At 74.3% G+C, this 16920-nt stretch carries 18 protein-coding genes; 9 read left to right on the top strand and 9 right to left on the bottom strand.

The genetic code is table 11. The features are described from left to right. The first annotated feature begins 3 nt into the window (after nucleotides 1-3). Nucleotides 4-171 (top strand): DUF3117 domain-containing protein, encoded by a 168-nt coding sequence (locus COO58_RS03675; protein ID WP_013283866.1) that lies wholly within the window; start codon nucleotides 4-6, stop codon nucleotides 169-171. Between the two features lie 144 nt (nucleotides 172-315). Continuing rightward, nucleotides 316-1776 carry a M17 family metallopeptidase gene (locus COO58_RS03670; RefSeq protein WP_091582732.1) on the top strand — a complete coding sequence of 487 codons (1461 nt, stop codon included), beginning with the start codon at nucleotides 316-318 and terminating at the stop codon, nucleotides 1774-1776. 11 nt (nucleotides 1777-1787) lie between these two features. Here the strand turns inward: COO58_RS03670 and COO58_RS03665 are convergent, their stop codons facing one another. Then, on the bottom strand, nucleotides 1788-2438 hold the full coding sequence (locus COO58_RS03665) for an O-methyltransferase (RefSeq protein WP_255292681.1): 651 nt from the start codon (nucleotides 2436-2438) through the stop codon (nucleotides 1788-1790). Between the two features lie 212 nt (nucleotides 2439-2650). On the opposite strand from COO58_RS03665, the gene COO58_RS03660 reads away from it, so the two are divergent. Together COO58_RS03660 and COO58_RS03655 are read left to right on the top strand one after the other, a co-directional pair. Continuing rightward, a complete protein-coding gene (locus tag COO58_RS03660) occupies nucleotides 2651-3958 on the top strand; it encodes a S1C family serine protease (protein ID WP_176558734.1) in 1308 nt (435 codons plus the stop codon). Between the two features lie 73 nt (nucleotides 3959-4031). Continuing rightward, nucleotides 4032-4457, top strand: coding sequence for a preprotein translocase subunit TatB (locus tag COO58_RS03655; RefSeq protein ID WP_091582719.1), 426 nt, complete (start codon nucleotides 4032-4034; stop codon nucleotides 4455-4457). 103 nt (nucleotides 4458-4560) lie between these two features. Here COO58_RS03655 and COO58_RS03650 read toward each other — a convergent pair whose 3' ends face one another. The 3 genes from COO58_RS03650 to COO58_RS03640 are packed head-to-tail and all read right to left on the bottom strand — an operon-like array spanning nucleotide 4561 to nucleotide 7604. Further along, on the bottom strand, nucleotides 4561-5706 hold the full coding sequence (locus COO58_RS03650; RefSeq protein WP_091582715.1) for an Mrp/NBP35 family ATP-binding protein: 1146 nt from the start codon (nucleotides 5704-5706) through the stop codon (nucleotides 4561-4563). A 10-nt stretch (nucleotides 5707-5716) separates the two neighbouring features. Continuing rightward, on the bottom strand, nucleotides 5717-6331 hold the full coding sequence (locus tag COO58_RS03645; protein WP_091582711.1) for a DUF1003 domain-containing protein: 615 nt from the start codon (nucleotides 6329-6331) through the stop codon (nucleotides 5717-5719). Further along, nucleotides 6324-7604 carry a magnesium transporter MgtE N-terminal domain-containing protein gene (locus COO58_RS03640; RefSeq protein ID WP_091582706.1) on the bottom strand — a complete coding sequence of 427 codons (1281 nt, stop codon included), beginning with the start codon at nucleotides 7602-7604 and terminating at the stop codon, nucleotides 6324-6326. Before COO58_RS03640 ends, COO58_RS03645 begins: the two co-directional genes overlap by 8 nt. A gap of 33 nt (nucleotides 7605-7637) precedes the next feature. Here COO58_RS03640 and COO58_RS03635 point away from each other — a divergent pair, with 33 nt between their 5' ends. Together COO58_RS03635 and COO58_RS03630 are read left to right on the top strand one after the other, a co-directional pair. Next, complete coding sequence (locus COO58_RS03635; RefSeq protein WP_098743810.1) at nucleotides 7638-8507, top strand: PhzF family phenazine biosynthesis protein; 870 nt, start codon at nucleotides 7638-7640, stop codon at nucleotides 8505-8507. A gap of 298 nt (nucleotides 8508-8805) precedes the next feature. Then, the gene (locus COO58_RS03630) at nucleotides 8806-9339 is read left to right on the top strand and encodes a hypothetical protein (RefSeq protein WP_176558733.1); all 534 of its coding nucleotides are present in this window, start codon (nucleotides 8806-8808) and stop codon (nucleotides 9337-9339) included. An 8-nt stretch (nucleotides 9340-9347) separates the two neighbouring features. On the opposite strand, the gene COO58_RS03625 is transcribed toward COO58_RS03630, so the two are convergent. Next, entirely contained in the window at nucleotides 9348-10304 is a 957-nt protein-coding gene (locus COO58_RS03625; RefSeq protein ID WP_098743807.1) for a DMT family transporter, read from the bottom strand. Nucleotides 10305-10370: 66 nt separating this feature from the next. On the opposite strand from COO58_RS03625, the gene COO58_RS03620 reads away from it, so the two are divergent. Both COO58_RS03620 and COO58_RS03615 read left to right on the top strand, forming a co-directional pair. Further along, nucleotides 10371-11066: an HAD family hydrolase gene (locus COO58_RS03620; protein WP_091582694.1), complete on the top strand. Its 696-nt coding sequence runs from the start codon at nucleotides 10371-10373 to the stop codon at nucleotides 11064-11066. 65 nt (nucleotides 11067-11131) lie between these two features. Next, on the top strand, nucleotides 11132-13282 hold the full coding sequence (locus COO58_RS03615) for an APC family permease (RefSeq protein ID WP_098746071.1): 2151 nt from the start codon (nucleotides 11132-11134) through the stop codon (nucleotides 13280-13282). A gap of 4 nt (nucleotides 13283-13286) precedes the next feature. Here the strand turns inward: COO58_RS03615 and COO58_RS30595 are convergent, their stop codons facing one another. The 3 genes from COO58_RS30595 to COO58_RS03600 all read right to left on the bottom strand — a co-directional run bounded on the left by COO58_RS30595 (nucleotide 13287) and on the right by COO58_RS03600 (nucleotide 15225). Continuing rightward, nucleotides 13287-13931 (bottom strand): hypothetical protein, encoded by a 645-nt coding sequence (locus COO58_RS30595; protein ID WP_098743805.1) that lies wholly within the window; start codon nucleotides 13929-13931, stop codon nucleotides 13287-13289. 84 nt (nucleotides 13932-14015) lie between these two features. After that, nucleotides 14016-14303 (bottom strand): hypothetical protein, encoded by a 288-nt coding sequence (locus COO58_RS03605; RefSeq protein ID WP_091582686.1) that lies wholly within the window; start codon nucleotides 14301-14303, stop codon nucleotides 14016-14018. A 97-nt stretch (nucleotides 14304-14400) separates the two neighbouring features. Then, nucleotides 14401-15225 carry an SDR family NAD(P)-dependent oxidoreductase gene (locus COO58_RS03600; RefSeq protein ID WP_176558732.1) on the bottom strand — a complete coding sequence of 275 codons (825 nt, stop codon included), beginning with the start codon at nucleotides 15223-15225 and terminating at the stop codon, nucleotides 14401-14403. Between the two features lie 127 nt (nucleotides 15226-15352). On the opposite strand from COO58_RS03600, the gene COO58_RS03595 reads away from it, so the two are divergent. Beyond that, nucleotides 15353-16309: a CoA ester lyase gene (locus COO58_RS03595; protein ID WP_091582678.1), complete on the top strand. Its 957-nt coding sequence runs from the start codon at nucleotides 15353-15355 to the stop codon at nucleotides 16307-16309. Nucleotides 16310-16364: 55 nt separating this feature from the next. On the opposite strand, the gene COO58_RS03590 is transcribed toward COO58_RS03595, so the two are convergent. Beyond that, nucleotides 16365-16829, bottom strand: a complete 465-nt coding sequence (locus COO58_RS03590) for a DUF4190 domain-containing protein (RefSeq protein WP_098743804.1) — start codon at nucleotides 16827-16829, stop codon at nucleotides 16365-16367. Nucleotides 16830-16920: the final 91 nt, after the last annotated feature.

Below are 16920 nucleotides of genomic sequence, written 5' to 3'. Positions count from 1 at the left end.
AACATGGCGGCGATGAAGCCGCGGACGGGCGACGGTCCGCTGGAAGTCACCAAGGAGGGCCGGGGCATCGTCATGCGGGTCCCGCTGGAGGGTGGTGGCCGGCTCGTCGTCGAGATGACTCCCGACGAGGCCACCGCGCTGGGTGACGCACTGAAGGCGGCTGCCGGCTGATGCGAGGAGCGGGTCGCGCGGCGTTCGCCGCGCGGCCGGTTCGTCCTACCCTGAGCCACCGGCTTGGCCGGTGGCTCAGGGCCTTCATCGGCCAGTGAGCGGCAAACTGTCCCGCTAAGAGCATTTTCGGAGGTACGGTCCAGCGTGCTGGCCATTCGTCTGGTGAGCGGGTCCGTGCGACCCGACACCCTCGTCCTGCCCGTTCGTCCCGGAGGGCCGGACTCCCCGGCCGTGCTGGTGCCGACCGCCGCCCCGTCCGCCGACGACGTCCGGGCCGAGGCGGGCGCGCTGCTGCCCGCCGCCCGACTCACCGGCGCCGCCGGCGAGGTACGCGAGCACCTGCGCCCCGGCGCCGCCCCGGACCGCCTCTGGCTGCTCGGTGTCGGTGCCGGCGACGAGCAGGACTGGCGGATCGCCGGAGCCGCGCTGGCCCGCGCCGCCAAGGATGAGACGCAGATCACCATCGCGCTTCCCGACGACGCCGGGACGGCGCTGCGCGGGCTCGCCGAGGGCCTGCTGCTCGGCTCCTACCGCTACCGCCTCACCGACGCCGGGGCGCGGCCGTCCCTGGCCGGGGTGGACCTGCTGGTGACCGACCCGCAGGCGCACGCCGACACGCTGGCCGCGGCCCGGACCACGGCCGAGATGACCGTGCTGGCCCGGGACCTGACCAACACCCCCTCGTCGACGAAGCACCCGGAGTGGTTCGCCGACCAGGTGGCCGCCGCCGCGTCCGGCCGACCCGACCTGCACCTGCGCGTCCGCGAGCCGCGGGAGTTGGCGGCCGAGGGCTTCGGCGGGCTCCTCGCCGTCGGCGGCGGCTCCGCCCGCGGCCCGCGCCTGGTCGAGCTGGACTGGCGCCCGGCCGGCGCGCGTACCCACGTGGTGCTGGTCGGCAAGGGCATCACGTTCGACACCGGCGGCATCTCGATCAAGCCGGTGCCCGCCATGAAGCTGATGCGCAAGGACATGGCCGGAGCGGCCGCCGTGGTCGCCGCGACGCTCGGCGCCGCCGCGCTGGGCCTGCCGGTACGGGTCACCACGCTGGCCCCGCTCGCCGAGAACATGGTCAGCGGCTCGGCGTTCCGCCCCGGCGACATCATCCGGCACTACGGCGGCCTGACCAGCGAAAGCACCAACTCGGACGCCGAGGGCCGGCTGGTGCTGGCCGACGCCATGGCGTACGCGGTGCGGGAGCTGAAGCCCGATCTGCTGGTCGACCTCGCGACCCTGACCGGGGCGAACGCGGTGGCCCTGGGCAAGCGGCACGCCGCGCTCTACAGCGAGAACGACGACCTGGCCGCGGGCCTGCTGGCCGCGATCTCGGCGGCCGGGGAGCGGGCCTGGCGGATGCCGCTCGCCGACGACTACGTGGAATACCTGGCCAGCGACATCGCCGACCTGCACAGCTCCCCGGCGCGGGGCGCGGGCTCGGTGGTGGCCGCGCTGTTCCTCCGCGAGTTCACCGGCGACCTGCGGGACCGCTGGGCGCACCTGGACATGTCCGCCCCCTCGTGGTCCGACGACGTGCACGGCGAACTGGTCAAGGGCGCGACCGGCTGGGGCGTACGCGGGCTGCTGCGCTGGCTGGGGACGCTGGGCTGACCGGCGGCGGGTCAGCTCCGCACGGCGGCGAGCAGGCCGTGGCCGACCGGCAGCAGCGCCGGCACCCAGTGCTCGGACTCGCGGATCGCCTTGACGGTCTCCCGCACGGTGACCGTCTCCACGTCCCGGGCGGCCGGGTCGCCGATCCGGCCGCCGGCCAGGGCGCCGTTGAGCGCGAGCACGCCGCCGGGCCGCAGCAGCCGCAGCGCCGCGTCCACGTACGCCGCGAAGCCGGTCGCCGCGGCGTCGGCGAAGACCAGGTCGTAGGCGCCGTCGGCGAGGCGGGGCAGCACGTCGAGCGCCCGGCCGGTGATGATCCGGGTACGTCCCGACGGGAAACCCGCCTCCTGGAACAGTCGGCGGGCGAGGCGCTGGTACTCGACCTCCACGTCGATCGTGGTGAGCACGCCGTCGGGGCGCATGCCGCGCAGCAGCCAGACACCGCTGACCCCGGTGCCGGTGCCGATCTCGACCACCGCCCGGGCGTTGCCGGCGGCGGCGAGCAGTCGCAGCGCGGCGCCGGCGCCGGGCGTCACCGCCTCGACGCCCACCTCGCGGGCGAGCGCCCGGGCGGTGCGCAGCACGAGGTCCTCGGTGACGTACGACTCGGCGAACTGCTGCGCCTGGGCCGTCGAACTGCCGTGACCGGCGACCGTGGCGATGGGACACCTCCGGGGGCGGGCTGGTGCGAGGGGTCGGTTGGCACTGTGAGCGTAGAGGCGACCCGGTACGGGCGCAGCCGCGAGTCGGCGGTGGGACGATCACGGGCGGCAACCCCTGACTCCACGCGGGGCATCCGTGCAATCCTGGAGGTGTCCCGCGCGTCACGGTCGTCCGGCTCCGCCGGCGCCCGGCACGGGGCGTGCGGGACGGAGTGGGAGGCACGGACGTGACCGACGGCTGGGACTGGCGCCAGCCCGGCGGAGCGCCGGCACCGGCGGGAGGGCCGGGGCCCGGGCAGCCACCGCAGGGTTCCGCGGGTGGGACGACGTCGCCCTGGTGGTCCGACGCGTTGGCCGACCCGTGGCGGGATCCGTACGCGCCGGCGGCCGTGGTGGTCCCGGCCGCCGCGCCCGACGGGGCGGGTGAGCCGGAGCCGGTCACCGACCCGGACCTGCCGACCCGGCCGGGGCTGCGCCAGGTGGTGCTGATCTCGTTGATCACCGCGTTGCTGGCCGGCTCGCTGGGCAGCGCGCTGACCTACGCTCTGATGCGCAGCGGCGACGTGCCCACCCTGGGCGCGCAGGCCGGGCAGGCCCCGGCGCTGGCCCAGCGCAAGCCCGAGTCGCTCGCCGGGGTCGCCGAGCGGGTGCTGCCCAGCGTGGTCACCATCCGGGTGGCCAGTCTCGGCGGCATCAGCGAGGGCTCCGGCTTCGTGGTGAGCACCGACGGGCACATCGTCACCAACGACCACGTGGTCGCCGACGGGCCCGGCAAGGCCACGGTGATCTTCAACGACGGCAGCACCGCCCCGGCGACGGTCGTCGGGCAGGACCCGGAGTCGGACATCGCGGTGGTCAAGGTGACCCGCAGCGGGCTGACCCCGGTGCAGTTCGGCGACTCCGACGCGCTCGCCGTGGGCGACCCGGTGCTCGCCATGGGCTCGCCGCTGTCGCTGGCCAACACGGTCACCGCCGGCATCGTCAGCGCGCTGGACCGCACCATGCAGGCCGGTGAGCCGGGCGGCCCGACCCGCTACTACGCGGCCATCCAGACCGACGCCGCGGTCAACCACGGCAACTCCGGCGGTCCGCTGGTGGACGGCGGCGGCCGGGTGGTCGGCGTGAACTCGACGATCAAGTCGTTGGTGGCGGACGGGCAGGAGGCCGGCAACATCGGCCTCGCCTTCGCCATCCCGATCAACCAGGCGAAACGGGTCACCGAGGACATCATCGGCACCGGCAAGGCCCGGCGTACCGTGATCGGCGCCCAGGTCGGCGGCACCGGCGTCACCGGCGGCGGCGTACGCCTCAACGCGGTCGAGCCGGCCGGCCCGGCGGCGGCGGCCGGGATGCGCACCGGGGACGTGGTGCTCCGGCTGAACGGGCATCCGATGACCGATCCGACGGATCTGGTGGCCCTGGTGCGCAAGTACGCGCCGGGTTCGGTGGTGACGGTGGAGTACCGGCGCGGGTCGTCGCGGCAGAACGCGTCGGTGACGCTCGCCGCCGACGCGAAGTGAGGAGGGGTCACCCCCTCCCCGTCGGCCACCTCACGTGCGTAGTCTTGCCCTGGACACGGACGAGGAGGCCGCGGTGTTCGAGAACCTGAACTGGTGGGAGATCGGCGTCCTGCTGCTCCTGGCGCTGTTGATCTTCGGGGACAAGCTGCCCAACGTGATCAACGACGGCCTCCGGATGGTCCGCAACCTCCGCAACATGGCGCGGAACGCCACCGGCGACCTGAGCCGCGAGCTGGGCACCGACATCCAGCTCGAGGATCTGCACCCCAAGGCGTTCATCCGCAAGCACCTGCTCAGCGAGGAGGACGAGCAGGCGCTCCGCAAGCCGCTGCAGAGCATGTACGACAACCTGCGCTCCGACGTCACCGGCGTGCACGACGAGCTGAAGGACGTCGCGAAGGCCGCGGACCTGCGCAACCCGGGCCCCCGCCCCGCCGTTGCGACCCCGGCCGCCCCCACCCCGCCGGCCCCGCGCCCCTCCTACGACGACGCCACCTGACCCACCCCGTCCCGGCGACCGGCACGGGCGGGGCGGGGCGGACGTGAACCGCCCCCTCCCGGGCGGACCGGAAGGGGGCGGTGGGGGAGCGGTGGATCGAGGTCTAGCGGCCCGCCGGCTTCAGGCCGAGCGGCTTGCCGAGCAGTGACTCGCGGCGCACCGCGAGCCGGTCGGCCACCTGGAACAGGGCCTTCGCGGCGGGCGCGTCCGGCTGGGCCAGCACGATCGGCTGGCCGGCGTCGCCGCCCTCGCGGACCCGGGTGTCCATCGGGATCTGCCCCAGCACCGGCACCTGGGCGCCGATGGTCCGGGTCAGCGACTCGGCCACGGCCTCGCCGCCACCGGCCCCGAAGACCTCCATCCGGGAGCCGTCCGGCAGCTCCAGCCAGGACATGTTCTCGATCACGCCGACCACCCGCTGGTGGGTCTGCAGCGCGATGGCGCCGGCCCGCTCGGCCACCTCGGCGGCGGCCGCCTGCGGGGTGGTGACGACCAGGATCTCCGCGTTCGGGAGCAGTTGTGCCACCGAGATCGCGATGTCGCCGGTGCCCGGGGGCAGGTCGAGCAGGAGCACGTCCAGGTCGCCCCAGTAGACGTCGGCGAGGAACTGCTGCAGCGCCCGGTGCAGCATCGGGCCGCGCCAGACCACCGCCGCGTTGCCGGGGGTGAACATGCCGATCGAGATCACCTTCACGCCGTGTGACTGCGGTGGCATGATCATGTCTTCGACGCGGGTCGGCGCGCCGTCGGCGCCGAGCATCCGGGGCACCGAGTGGCCGTAGATGTCGGCGTCCACCACACCGACCGACAGGCCCCGGGCGGCCAGCGCGGCGGCCAGGTTGACCGTGACGCTGGACTTGCCGACGCCGCCCTTGCCGCTGGCGACCGCGTAGACCCGGGTCCGGGAGCCGGGCTGGGCGAACGGGATCACCGGCTCGGCGGTGCCGCCGCCGCGCAGCTTGGACTGCAGCTCCTGGCGCTGCTCCGGACTCATCACACCGAAGATGATCTCGACGCCGCTGACGCCGGGCACCGCGCCGACGGCGGCGGTGATGTCGGTGCGCAGCTTGTCCTTCAGCGGGCAGCCGGCCACGGTGAGCAGCAGTTCCACCCGGACCACGCCGTCGTCGTCGCGCTCGGCGGAGCGGACCATGCCGAGTTCGGTGATCGGCCGACGGATCTCCGGGTCGTTGACGGTGGCCAGGGCGGCCTGGATCGCGTCGGAGACGGTGCTGACGGGTGCTGACATGCCCGCAATGTTACGTCGGGCTCTCCTGCCGGCCGTCGTGGGCGTAGTCACCGTCGAACTCGTCGCGGGGCTCGTCGAGCGGGTCGCCGCCGGCCCGGCGCCGGGTCTCCTGCCCCTGCTGCCGCCGTTCCAGCTTGCGTCGCCGCTCGGCCGCCTCGTCCAGTTCCTCGGCCAGCCGGGCCAGCTCGGAGCGGAGGAAGTCGCGGGTCGCCACGTCGCCCATCGCGATCCGCAGGGCCGCGATCTCCCGGGCCAGGTATTCCGTGTCCGCCTTCTGCATGGTCGCCCGGCGCCGGTCCTCGTCCAGCGCGATCCGGTCCCGGTCCGCCTGCCGGTTCTGCGCGAGCAGGATCAGCGGGGCAGCGTACGAGGCCTGGAGCGAGAGGATCAGGGTCAGGAACGTGAAGGTGTACGGGTCGAAGCGCAGGTCGGCCGGGGCGAGCGTGTTCCACAGGAACCAGGCGGCGAGGACCAGGGTCATGTAGACCAGGAAGTTCGCCGTGCCCATGCCCCGGGCGATCCCCTCGGCCCACCGGCCGAAGGAGTCCGCGTCGATCCGGGGCAGATGCAGGCCCCGGGGGGCGCGCGGCTGGTCCAGCCGCTCGCCGCGTCGCTGCTCAGTCATCGTCCACGGTCCCGTCGTCGGTGGCGGACGGGGTCGGCGCCGCGTCCCGGTCCCGCCAGTCGCGCGGCAGGGAGTGGTCCAGCACGTCGTCCACGGTCACCGCGCCGACCAGCCGGTTGTTCCCGTCCACCACCGGCATCCCCACCATGTCGTAGGTGGCCATCCGGCGGGTGATCTCGGGCAGCGGGGTCGACGTGCGGAGCGGGTCGATGTCGTTGACCACGATCCCGCCGAGCATGTCGGCCGGGGGTTCGCGGAGCAACCGCTGGAAGTGCACCATACCCAGGTAGCGCCCGGTCGGCGTGGTCAACGGCGCCCGGGTCACGAAGACCTGCGCGGCCACCGCGGGCGAGAGCTGCACCTCGCGGATCCGGGCCAGCGCCTCGGCGACGGTGGCGTCCGGCGGCAGGATCACCGGCTCCGACGTCATCACGCTGCCGGCGGTGCCGGAGGCGTAACGCAGCAGTTGGCGTACCGGGTCGGCCTCGTCCGGCTCCATCAGGTCGAGCAGCACGTCCTGCTCTGGCGGGGGCAGTTCGTTGAGCAGGTCGGCGGCGTCGTCCGGGTCCATCTCCTCCAGCACGTCGGCGGCCCGTTCCCGGTCCAGCGCGGCCAGGATCTCCACCTGGTCGTGCTCGGGCAGCTCGCTCAGCACGTCGGCCAGGCGCTCGTCGTCGAGCGCGGCGGCCACCTCGTTGCGCCGGGCGTCGGGCAGGTCCTGGAGGGCGTTGGCCAGGTCGGCCGGGCGCATGTCCTCCAGCACGGCGAGCAGGTTGGCCGTACCCCGGTTGTCGCCGACCGCGCCCAGGCCGCGGACCCGGTCCCACTCGACCTGGTGGAGGTGGCCGCGGCGGGTGAGCCGGTTGGTGTGCTCGCGGACGGCGACCCGGGTCAGCGCCCACTCGCCGCCCCGGCTGCACTCCATGGCCACGTCCACCACCGAACCGGCCGGACCGGAGTCGAGCTGGACCCGCCGGTCGAGCAGCTCCTGAAGGACCAGCAGCTCGTTCGGACGCTTCTCGAAGCGGCGCAGGTTGAGGGTGCCGCTGCCGAGCACGACGGCGTCCGGGTCGATGGAGGTGATCCGGTTGATCGAGAGGAAGATGCGTCGCCGCATCGGCATCTCGGCGACCAGCCCCACCACCTCCGGCGGTCGCTGGGTCGGACGCATCCGGGCCACGGCGTCACGGATCCGGCCGACCTGGTCGCCGTTCGGGTCGAAGACGGCGACTCCGGCGAGTCGAGCGATGTAGACCCGGTTCGGCGTGCTCACGGGCACCAGCCTAAGGGCCTAGTGTCTACCAACATGTCGACCCTGTCCTACGAGATCGTGGACGTCTTCACCGATCGCCCGTTCGCCGGCAACCCGCTGGCCGTGGTGTTCGGCGCGGAATCGCTCGCCACCGAGCAGATGCAGGCGCTCGCGCAGGAGTTCAACCTGTCGGAGACGGTCTTCGTGCTGACGCCCACCCAGGTCGGCGCGACCTACCGGGCCCGGATCTTCACCCCGGTCGACGAGCTGCCGTTCGCCGGGCACCCGAGCGTCGGCGCCGCGGTGACGGCGAGCCGGCGCGGCGTGTTCGGTGTGGGCAGGGTCACCCAGGAGTGCGGCGCCGGGGTGCTGCCGATCGAGGTGACCGCCACCGGCGCGACGCTGACCGGCGGCACCCCCACCCTCGGCCCGGAGCTGGACCCGGAGCCGCTGCTGGAGATCGTCGGGCTGACCGCGGCCGACCACGCCGGGCCGCCACCCCGGGTCGCCGGGTGCGGCCTGGAGTTCCCGTACCTCCCGGTGCGGTCGGACGCGGTGGCCCGGGCCAGGCTGGACGCGGCGGCGGCGGAGCGGTACGGCGTGGAGCACGTCAGCCTCTTCTCCTGGGACGCCGACGCGCAAACCGCGCACGCCCGGGTCTTCGTGCCCGGCCTCGGCGTCCCGGAGGACCCGGCGACCGGTTCGGCCGCCCTGGGCCTGGGAGTCTGGCTGGTCGCCAGCGGCCTGCTGCCCGGGGAGGGGCGCTCGGCCTACGCGGTACGCCAGGGCGTCGAGATCAACCGCCCGTCGTCGCTGGCCTGCACGGTGACCGCGGCCGGCGGGACGGCGGTGGGCGCGACGGTGTCCGGCCAGGTGGTGCCGGTGGCCCGCGGCGAGATCAGCGTCCCGCCCTTCGTCGGCTGAGCCGTCCCCGCCCTTTCGTCGGCTGGGCCGTCCCGGTCAGGTGACGGCCCGGACGCGGCCCGGGGCGGTCCCTCTTTCGGATGCCTTTCGAGCTGAGTCGATGATGATGTCAGGGTCCGTCGTGCGGTGGTCGCGGACGGACGGCCGCTATGCCGGGCCCGTGCTCCGGGTCTGCTTCCGGCTGAGTCGTTTCTGATATCAGCTCGAAAGGGCGACGAGCGCCGCCCCATCGGCCCGGGCGGAGACGCCGGAGCCGGGCGGGGCCGCCGGCTCCGGGCTGTGCGCGCCGGGGCGCGGGATGCGGGAGGATGGCGGGGTGAGCGACGAGGTGGACGAGCGGGTGACCCCGCCACTGGTGGACGAGGCGGTGAAGAAGGCCGCCGTCTGCTGGGTGAGCGTTGCCGGAGGCCCGGCGTACGCGCTCTGGTGCCTGCCGCTGGACGGCGCGCTGCTGGTGGTGACCGGGCCCGGCGAGCAGGCCGCGCCCGGGCTGGCCGACGCCGACACGGCCGACGTCACGCTGCGCGGCGACCACGGCGGGCGGATCGTCAGCTGGCCGGCCCGGGTGACCCGGCTGCGGCCGGGCGCCGGGGAGTGGGACACCGCCGCCCCGCTGGTCGCGGCGAAGCGGCTCAACGCGTCCGGGTCGGCCGCCGAGCTGGTGGCCCGGTGGGCGGCCGAGGGCTGTGCGCTCAACCGGCTGACGCCGGCCGGCACGGCGGTGACCGGAGCCGACCTGCCGGCCGACTCGTTGGCCGAGCAGCCCCGCCCGGCCCCGGCGGTCCGGGCCGTCCGCAAGCCGTTCCGCCTGCACCGGGTCCGCCGCCGCTGATCGTCCGCTCAGTCCCTCAGGGGCGCGGCGTCGGCCGGCACCGGCACCGGCTCGACCCGGCGACCGGCGCGCGCCCCACCGAGCACGACCACGGCCACGCCGGCCAGCAGCAGCGCCAGTCCGGGCAACGCGAGCGGTCGGGGCAGCTGGCCCAGCCAGACCCAGCCGATCAGCGCCGCGCCGGGCGCCTCCAGCAGGATGAGCACGCTGACCGTGGTCGCGGAGACCCGGTGCAGGGCGTAGTTGAACATCGAGTGCCCGAGCAACTGGGCGCCGGCCACCAGGCCGATGATCGCCAGCCACGTCGCGCCGTCCCAGCCGTGCAGGCGGACCCCGCCGAGCAGGCAGACCACCAGCAGGATCACCGCACAGACGCCGTAGCAGATCGTGGTGTAGGTGGTGGTGCTGATGCTGGCCCGGGCGCGCTCGCCGAAGGCGGTGTAGACGGCCGCGAACATGCCCCCGACCACGGCCAGCAGGTCACCGCCGAAGGCCCGGCCGGAGACGGCGAAGTCGGCGCCGGTGGCGAGCGCCGCGCCGAGCACCGCCACCCCGATGCCGGCCCAGACCGCGACCGGGAGCCGCCGCCCCTGCCAGCGGGCGATCAACCCCTGCCACACCGGCTGCGTCGCGCCGAGCGCGGTCGCGGCCGCCACCGTGGTGAGCTGCGCGCTCGGCATCCAGGTGGCGAAGTGCGCGGCCAGCGCCGCCCCGGAGAGAACGCAGTAGAACCCCTCCCGCCGGCCCGGCCCGACGGTGAGCGAGCGGAGTTCGGCCCGCCGTCGGGCCAGCGCCACCGGGCCGAGCACCGCGACCGACAACGTGTTGCGCCAGAACGCGATGGCCAGGGCCGGGGCGGCGGCGAACGCCACCAGCGGCGCGGAGGAGGAGACAGCGGCGACGGCCAGGGCGAGCGCGCCGAGGGTCGGCGCGCCCAACGGTGGGCGGTGCGGAGCGGTGGGCACGGAAAGCAATCCTCACACGGACACCCGACACCACGGAACGTCAGCGCTCCGTTACGATCACGCATCATGCTCAGGTTCCGCGCGGTGCTGTTCGACTTCTTCGGCACCCTGACCCACAGCGTCCAGCGCGGAGCCGCCCACGGCACCATCGCGGAGCTGCTCGGCTGCTCCACCGAGGCGCTGGTCGAGGTGCTCGACGGCAGCTTCTACGAGCGGGCCAGCGGGTTCTTCGGCGACGCCGAGTCGACCATGCGGTGGGTCTGCGCGCAGGTCGGCGTACGCCCCTCCGACGCGGCCGTCCGCGCCGCCGTCGCCTCCCGCCACCGGGCCGTACGGGCCGACACCCGGCTGCGCCCGGAGGCGGTGCCGGTGCTGGCCACGCTGCGCCGCCGGGGCGTACGCACCGGGCTGGTCAGCGACTGCACCCACGAGCTGCCGGCGTTCCTGCCCCAGCTCGCGGTCGCCCCGCTGCTCGACGCCCAGGTGTTCTCGGTGCAGGTGGGCCGCTGCAAGCCGGACGCGGCGCTCTACCTCGCCGCCTGTCACCGGCTCGGCCGCGCCCCGGCCGACTGCCTCTACGTGGGCGACGGCGGCAGCCAGGAACTCACCGGCGCGGAGCGGGTGGGGCTGCGCGCGTTCCGACTGGCCGCGCCGGACCTCGCCGGGCACATGGTCTTCAACGCCGACGACGGCTGGGACGGGCCGGAGCTGGCCTGCCTCACCGACGTGCTCGACCTGCTCGAACCGGTCGCCGTCGGCTGATTCCGGTCGGCCGAACTGTGGCCGTTCCGGCCACCGGCCGGGCCGCCGTGCACGACAGTGCGGGGGTGGGGGCGGACCGGCACGACGCGGCGGAGCAGGGCACCGTCGTCACGCCCTCGGCCGAGTTCCCGCCGCTGGACGACGCGGAACGGGCCGCGCTGGGCCGGATCGGCGCCCGCTGGCACGGCCCGCGCCGGGCCGACGACCTGCCCGTGGACCCGACGCCGGGCCGGCGCGCGGGCCGCCCGGCGCCCACCCGGTTCGGCCGGCTCACCCCGATCGACCTGTTCACCGTGGCGCAGCCGGACGAACTGGTCGCCACCGGCGCGGCGCACCTGCCCGGCAACCGGTTCGGCCGGGCGGTCACCCGGATCCGCCGCACCCTGGTCGGCCCGCCGCTGGCCAGCTCCTCGGTGCTCTACGAGCGGATGCGCAAGCTGGTCGCGCTGCCGGTGCTCTCCTCGGACCTGCTCAGCTCCGTCGCGTACGGGCCGGAGGCCATGCTCGTCGTGCTGGTTTTGGCCGGCAGCGCCGCGCTCGGCCTCGCCCTGCCGCTGGCCGCGCTGCTCGTCGTGCTGATGGTCGCGGTCGGGCTCTCCTACCGGCAGACCATCCCGGCCTACCCGCACGGCGCCGGGTCGTACATCGTGGCCGGGGACAACCTCGGGCGTACCCCGGGGCTGGCCGCCGCGGCCGGGCTGATGCTCGACTACGTGCTGACCGTGTCCGTGTCGGTGGCCGCCGGGGTGCACGCGGTCACCTCGGCGCTGCCCGGCCTCACCCCGTGGACCGTGCCGCTCGGGGTCCTGGTGATCGGCGTCCTGCTCGCCGGCAACCTGCGTGGCGTGCGCACCGCCGGCAACATCTTCGTGCTGCCCACGTACGCCTTCGTGGTGGTGGTCCTCGCGGTGCTGGCGGTCGGCTACGCCAAGGCCGCGGCGCGCGGCTTCGCGCCGGTGCCGCCGCCGGCGGTGCCCGCCACGGAAGGGCTGGGCCTGCTGCTGGTGCTGCGCGCGTTCTCCTCCGGGGCGGTGTCGATGACCGGCATCGAGGCGGTCTCCAACGCGGTGCCCGCGTTCCGCCCGACCGAGTGGCGCAACGCCCGCACGACGCTGGGCTGGATGGTCGCCATGCTGGTCACGCTCTTCGCCGGTCTGGTCGGGCTGATCCACCTCGACGGCCTGGTGCCGCGCGCGGACGAGACGCTGCTGTCCCAGCTCGGCCGGGTCACCTTCCCCAGTGGGCCCGGGTATGCGATCCTCCAGGCCACCACCGCGCTGATCCTGCTGCTGGCGGCGAACACCGCGTTCAACGACTTCCCCCGGCTGCTCTTCTTCATGGCCCGCGACGGCCACGCGCCGCGCCGGTTCCTGCACATGGGTGACCGGCTGGCGTTCAGCAACGGCCTGGTGGCGCTCGCCCTCGCCGCCGCGGGCGTCTTCGTCGCCTTCGGCGGGCACACCGAGCGGCTGATCCCGCTCTACGCGGTCGGCGTCTTCCTCGCCTTCACGCTGTCGCAGACCGGGATGGTGGTGCACTGGCACCGCCGGCCGGGCCCGGGGCGACGCCGCCGGCTCGCGGTCAACGCGGTCGGCGCGACGCTGTCCGGGCTGGTGCTGGTGACCGCCGCGGTCGCCAAGTTCACCGAGGGCGCCTGGGTGGTGGTGGTCGCGGTGCCGCTGCTGGTGCTGCTCTTCCGGCGGATCCACCGGCACTACGCCACGCTGCACCGGGCCCTCGCGCTGCACCCGCCCCCGCCGGGTCCGTCCGGCCCCGCCGGGTCCGCCGAGGGCGAGGAACTGCCCCAGCAGGTACGCCACCTGGTGATCGTGCCGGTGGCCCGGCTGAACCGGGCCTCGCTGCGGGCCCTGGCGTACGCGACCTCACTCGGTCGGCCGACGCTGGCCGTGCACATCGCGCCGGAGGAGGCCGAGGCGGACCGGTTCCGCGAGCAGTGGCGGGCCTGGGGCGACCACCTGCGGCTGGAGACCATCGTGTCGCCGTACCGGTCGGTGATCGGGCCGCTCGCGCACTATCTGGAGGCGTTGCACAGCAGCCGGCCGGAGCTGACGCTGACCGTCATCGTGCCGGAGGTGGTGCTGCGGCGACGCCGGCACCGGCTGCTGCACAGTCGGGCCGAGCAGCGGTTGCGGGCGGCGTTGCGGGCCCTGCCCGGCGTCGTGGTCACCAGCGTCCCGGTGCACGTGTCGCAGTGACGTTTCACAGGTACCCGGCGAAGTGGTCGGTGACCAACGCGGCGATCGCCGCGGCGTCCCGACTGCCGTCCACCTCGACCACGCGGATCCCGAGCGCGTGCGCGGCGGCGACCGCGTCGGCGGCGACCAGCTCGTCGCGGGCGATCCGGTTGCGCCGCGCCCGTTCCGGGTCGCTCACCCCGGGGTGCCGGGCGGTCGCCCGGGGCAGCCGTTCCACCTGGTACGCGCGGAACTCCGGCGTCGGCACCAGCACCACCATCTGCCGGGTCGACCCGACCACCGGCGCGACCAGTTCCGGACGCAGCCCCCAGCCCTCGGCGATCACCCGGCCTCCGCTGACCAGGGCGCTCAGGTCGTCCAGCACCCACTCGAAGCGGCGCGGGAACCCGGCGAGGGTCTCGGCCGCCATCCGCCGTGGGTCGGTCGCCACCCACGTCTTCTCCGGGTCGGGCCCGTCCGGCGGTTCTCCTCGGCGGATCCGGTCGGCGATCCGCCGGTCGTCGTGTCCCCGCGCGTCGTGGCGGTCGTAGAGGTAGGCGGTCAGCCCGTGCCGCAGCGCCAACGTGACGGCGAGCGTGGTCTTGCCGGCCCACTGCCCGCCGCCGATCCAGAGGGCACGGCGGGCGGTGGCCAGGGGATCGAAGTCCATGCCCCGACCCTGCTCCCCGCCAGCGCCAAGATCAAGTCTTGTTCTCGGCGTCGGAGCGTGATGAAGTGAGGGAGGAGCGGCAGGTCAGACGTCGTGGACCTCCAACACCCGGGTGGTGGGGGCGGCGTCGCCCAGCTCGGCCCGCAGCGCGGCGCGCTCCGGGTCGGCGAGGAACGCGTCCAGCCCGGCGCGGGCGGTGAAGCGGATGACGTGCACCTCGGTCTGCCCGTCCCCGGTGCGCAACCGCCGTTCCAGCCGGCCGCCGTGCCGGTCGAGCAGCGCCAGCACGGCGTCCTCGTAGCGTCGCCCGGCCGGCGCGTCGGCGCTCAGGTCGACCAGCGCGACCAGCAGGACCTCGTTCCCCGTCGTCATGGGCCGAGTCTGGCAGCGCGGGCGACCCGCGGCGACCCCCGCCGGCGACGTGCCGGGGCGGCGACGCCTCGGGCGGCGATCCGGTGGGCGGATCCCCTCAGGCGTCGATGCCGACCGCCTTCGCGCTGGCCGTCCAGAGCCGCGCCGCCAGCGCCGGGTCGGCCGCCTTCGGCCGGGGCCGGTGCGGCTTGCGGTCGGCGTAGTAGCCGCCGTCCACCAGCCGGGACGGGTCCTGGCGGGCGAGCCAGACCAGCGTCTCCGCGCCCTTCTCCGGGCTGCGGAACGGCAGCAGGCGCATGCCGAGCGCCACCAGGCGGCTCTCGTTGCCGAAGCGGGTGCGCACCACGCCGGGGTGGAACGCGTACGCCGGCAGCTCCGGCCAGCGCCGCGCGGCCTCGGCGGTGAACAGGATGTTCGCCTGCTTGCTGGTGCCGTAGGCGCGGAACGGCCGGTAGTGGCGCAGCGACGCGTTCAGGTCGTCGGGGTCGAGCACGCCGCTGCGGTGCGCGTCGGAGGCGGTCACCACCATCCGGCGGACCCGGTCGGCGAGCAGGTTGCTGAGCAGGAACGGGGCCAGGTGGTTGGCCTGCATGCTCAGCTCGAAGCCGTCGACCGTGGTGATCGGTTCGAGGGCGATCGCGCCGGCGTTGTTGGCCAGCACGTCGATCCGGTCGTAGTGCTCGCGCAGCCGCTCGGCGAGCCCGCGTACGTCGTCGAGCACGGCGAAGTCGGCCCGGAACAGCTCCGGCTGCTCGCCGCAGGACTCGCGCACCCGCTCCCCGGCGGCCCGCAGCCGGGCCGGGTCGCGGCCGACCAGCACCACCTGGTCGCCACGGCGGGCCAGCTCGACGGCGGCGGCCAGCCCGATGCCCGAACTGGCCCCGGTCAGCACCACGATCCGACGCTCAGTGAGATCTTCCACAGGTCCATTCACCCCGGTCACGGCACGAGGTTACCGTGGCGTCACCACGCCCTTTGGGATCGTTAAGTTCTCGACATCCACCGCCCGCGTCGGCCCCGTACGGCCGGACGCTGGAAGGAGCGCATCCATGGCCGTTGTCGGTCGCCCCCGCCGGTCCTGCCTCGCGGTACCCGGCTCCAGCGTCAAGATGCTGGGCAAGGCCCAGGGTCTCCCCGCCGACCAGGTCTTCCTCGACCTGGAGGACGCGGTCGCCCCGCTGGCCAAGCCGGACGCGCGCAAGAACATCGTGGCCGCGCTGAACGACGGCGACTGGACCGGCAAGACCCGGGTGGTCCGGGTGAACGACCTGACCACGCCGTGGACCTACCGGGACGTCATCGAGGTGGTCGAGGGCGCCGGGGCGAACCTGGACTGCATCATGCTGCCGAAGGTGCAGAACGCGGAGCAGGTGCACTGGCTGGACCTGCTGCTCACCCAGATCGAGAAGACGCTCGGTCTGGAGGTGGGCCGGATCGGCATCGAGGCGCAGATCGAGAACGCCGCCGGTCTGGTCAACGTGGACGCCATCGCGGCCGCCTCGCCCCGGGTGGAGACCATCATCTTCGGTCCGGCCGACTTCATGGCCTCGATCAACATGAAGTCGCTGGTGGTCGGCGCGCTGATCCCGGACTACCCGGGCGATCCCTACCACTACATCCTGATGCGCATCCTGATGGCCGCCCGGATGCACGACAAGCAGGCCATCGACGGCCCGTTCCTGCAGATCCGGGACGTGGACGCGTTCCGCGAGGTGGCGAAGCGCTCGGCCGCGCTGGGCTTCGACGGCAAGTGGGTGCTGCACCCCGGCCAGATCGACGCGGCCAACGAGGTCTACTCGCCGGCGCAGGCCGACTACGACCACGCCGAGCTGATCCTCGACGCGTACGACTTCTACACCTCGGAGGCGGGCGGGAAGCTCGGCGCGGTGATGCTCGGCGACGAGATGATCGACGAGGCGTCCCGCAAGATGGCGCTGGTGGTCGCGGCCAAGGGCCGGGCCGCGGGCATGACCCGTACCTCGTCGTTCACCCCGCCCACCGAGTGACCGCACGCCGCTGACGTCGCCGGGCCGCCCCCTCGCCGGGGGCGGCCCGCGCGCGTCAGTAGCTGCTGGAGCTGTCCGAGTTGACCGCGATCACGATCATCACGATGTAGAAGACGATCAGGGCGACCAGCAGGGCGGTGAGGATCCAGCCCACGATGATGGCCGCCTTGGCCATGCCCTCGCCCTGCTCGCCGGTCTCCCGGATCTGCTTGCGGGCGACATGGCCCATGATCGCGCCGATCGGCGCGGTGATGCAGGAGGTGAAGCCGACCAGCGAGAGCACCAGCGCCACGATGGCCAGTGAGTTCGTCTTGCTGGTCGGCGGCGCGTAACCCGGGTAGGCGCCCGGCGGCGGGTACGCCCCGGGCGGCGGGTAGCCGCCGGGCACCGCGTGCGGGTCTCCGGCGGGCTGCGGGTAGGGCGACTTCGCGACCGCGTACGGGTCGACCGGCGCGTACGGGTCGACCGGCGGGCTCGACTGCGGGTCCTGCCAACCACCGGGGGGTGGGGGATAGCTCATCTGATCATCTCCAGGTACGTGGTCCGGGTCAGGGTAGCCACCCGGGCGCAACACGGAGGACCCCCTTTCCGGGTGCCGCATTGCCCGGAAG

This window comes from Micromonospora sp. WMMA1996 (assembly GCF_002573675.1).
Classification (GTDB): domain Bacteria; phylum Actinomycetota; class Actinomycetes; order Mycobacteriales; family Micromonosporaceae; genus Micromonospora; species Micromonospora sediminicola.
Note: the sequence above shows the minus strand (reverse complement) of the source record. Positions and strands in the feature narration are given on the sequence as shown.

Coding starts and splice junctions, on each gene's coding strand:
- COO58_RS03675 (WP_013283866.1), top strand. CDS start 4: ATGGCGGCGATGAAGCCGCGGACGGGCGACGGTCCGCTGGAAGTCACC.
- COO58_RS03650 (WP_091582715.1), bottom strand. CDS start 5,706: ATGTCAGCACCCGTCAGCACCGTCTCCGACGCGATCCAGGCCGCCCTG.
- COO58_RS03645 (WP_091582711.1), bottom strand. CDS start 6,331: ATGACTGAGCAGCGACGCGGCGAGCGGCTGGACCAGCCGCGCGCCCCC.
- COO58_RS03635 (WP_098743810.1), top strand. CDS start 7,638: ATGTCGACCCTGTCCTACGAGATCGTGGACGTCTTCACCGATCGCCCG.
- COO58_RS03630 (WP_176558733.1), top strand. CDS start 8,806: ATGCGGGAGGATGGCGGGGTGAGCGACGAGGTGGACGAGCGGGTGACC.
- COO58_RS03620 (WP_091582694.1), top strand. CDS start 10,371: ATGCTCAGGTTCCGCGCGGTGCTGTTCGACTTCTTCGGCACCCTGACC.
- COO58_RS30595 (WP_098743805.1), bottom strand. CDS start 13,931: ATGGACTTCGATCCCCTGGCCACCGCCCGCCGTGCCCTCTGGATCGGC.
- COO58_RS03605 (WP_091582686.1), bottom strand. CDS start 14,303: ATGACGACGGGGAACGAGGTCCTGCTGGTCGCGCTGGTCGACCTGAGC.
- COO58_RS03595 (WP_091582678.1), top strand. CDS start 15,353: ATGGCCGTTGTCGGTCGCCCCCGCCGGTCCTGCCTCGCGGTACCCGGC.
- COO58_RS03590 (WP_098743804.1), bottom strand. CDS start 16,829: ATGAGCTATCCCCCACCCCCCGGTGGTTGGCAGGACCCGCAGTCGAGC.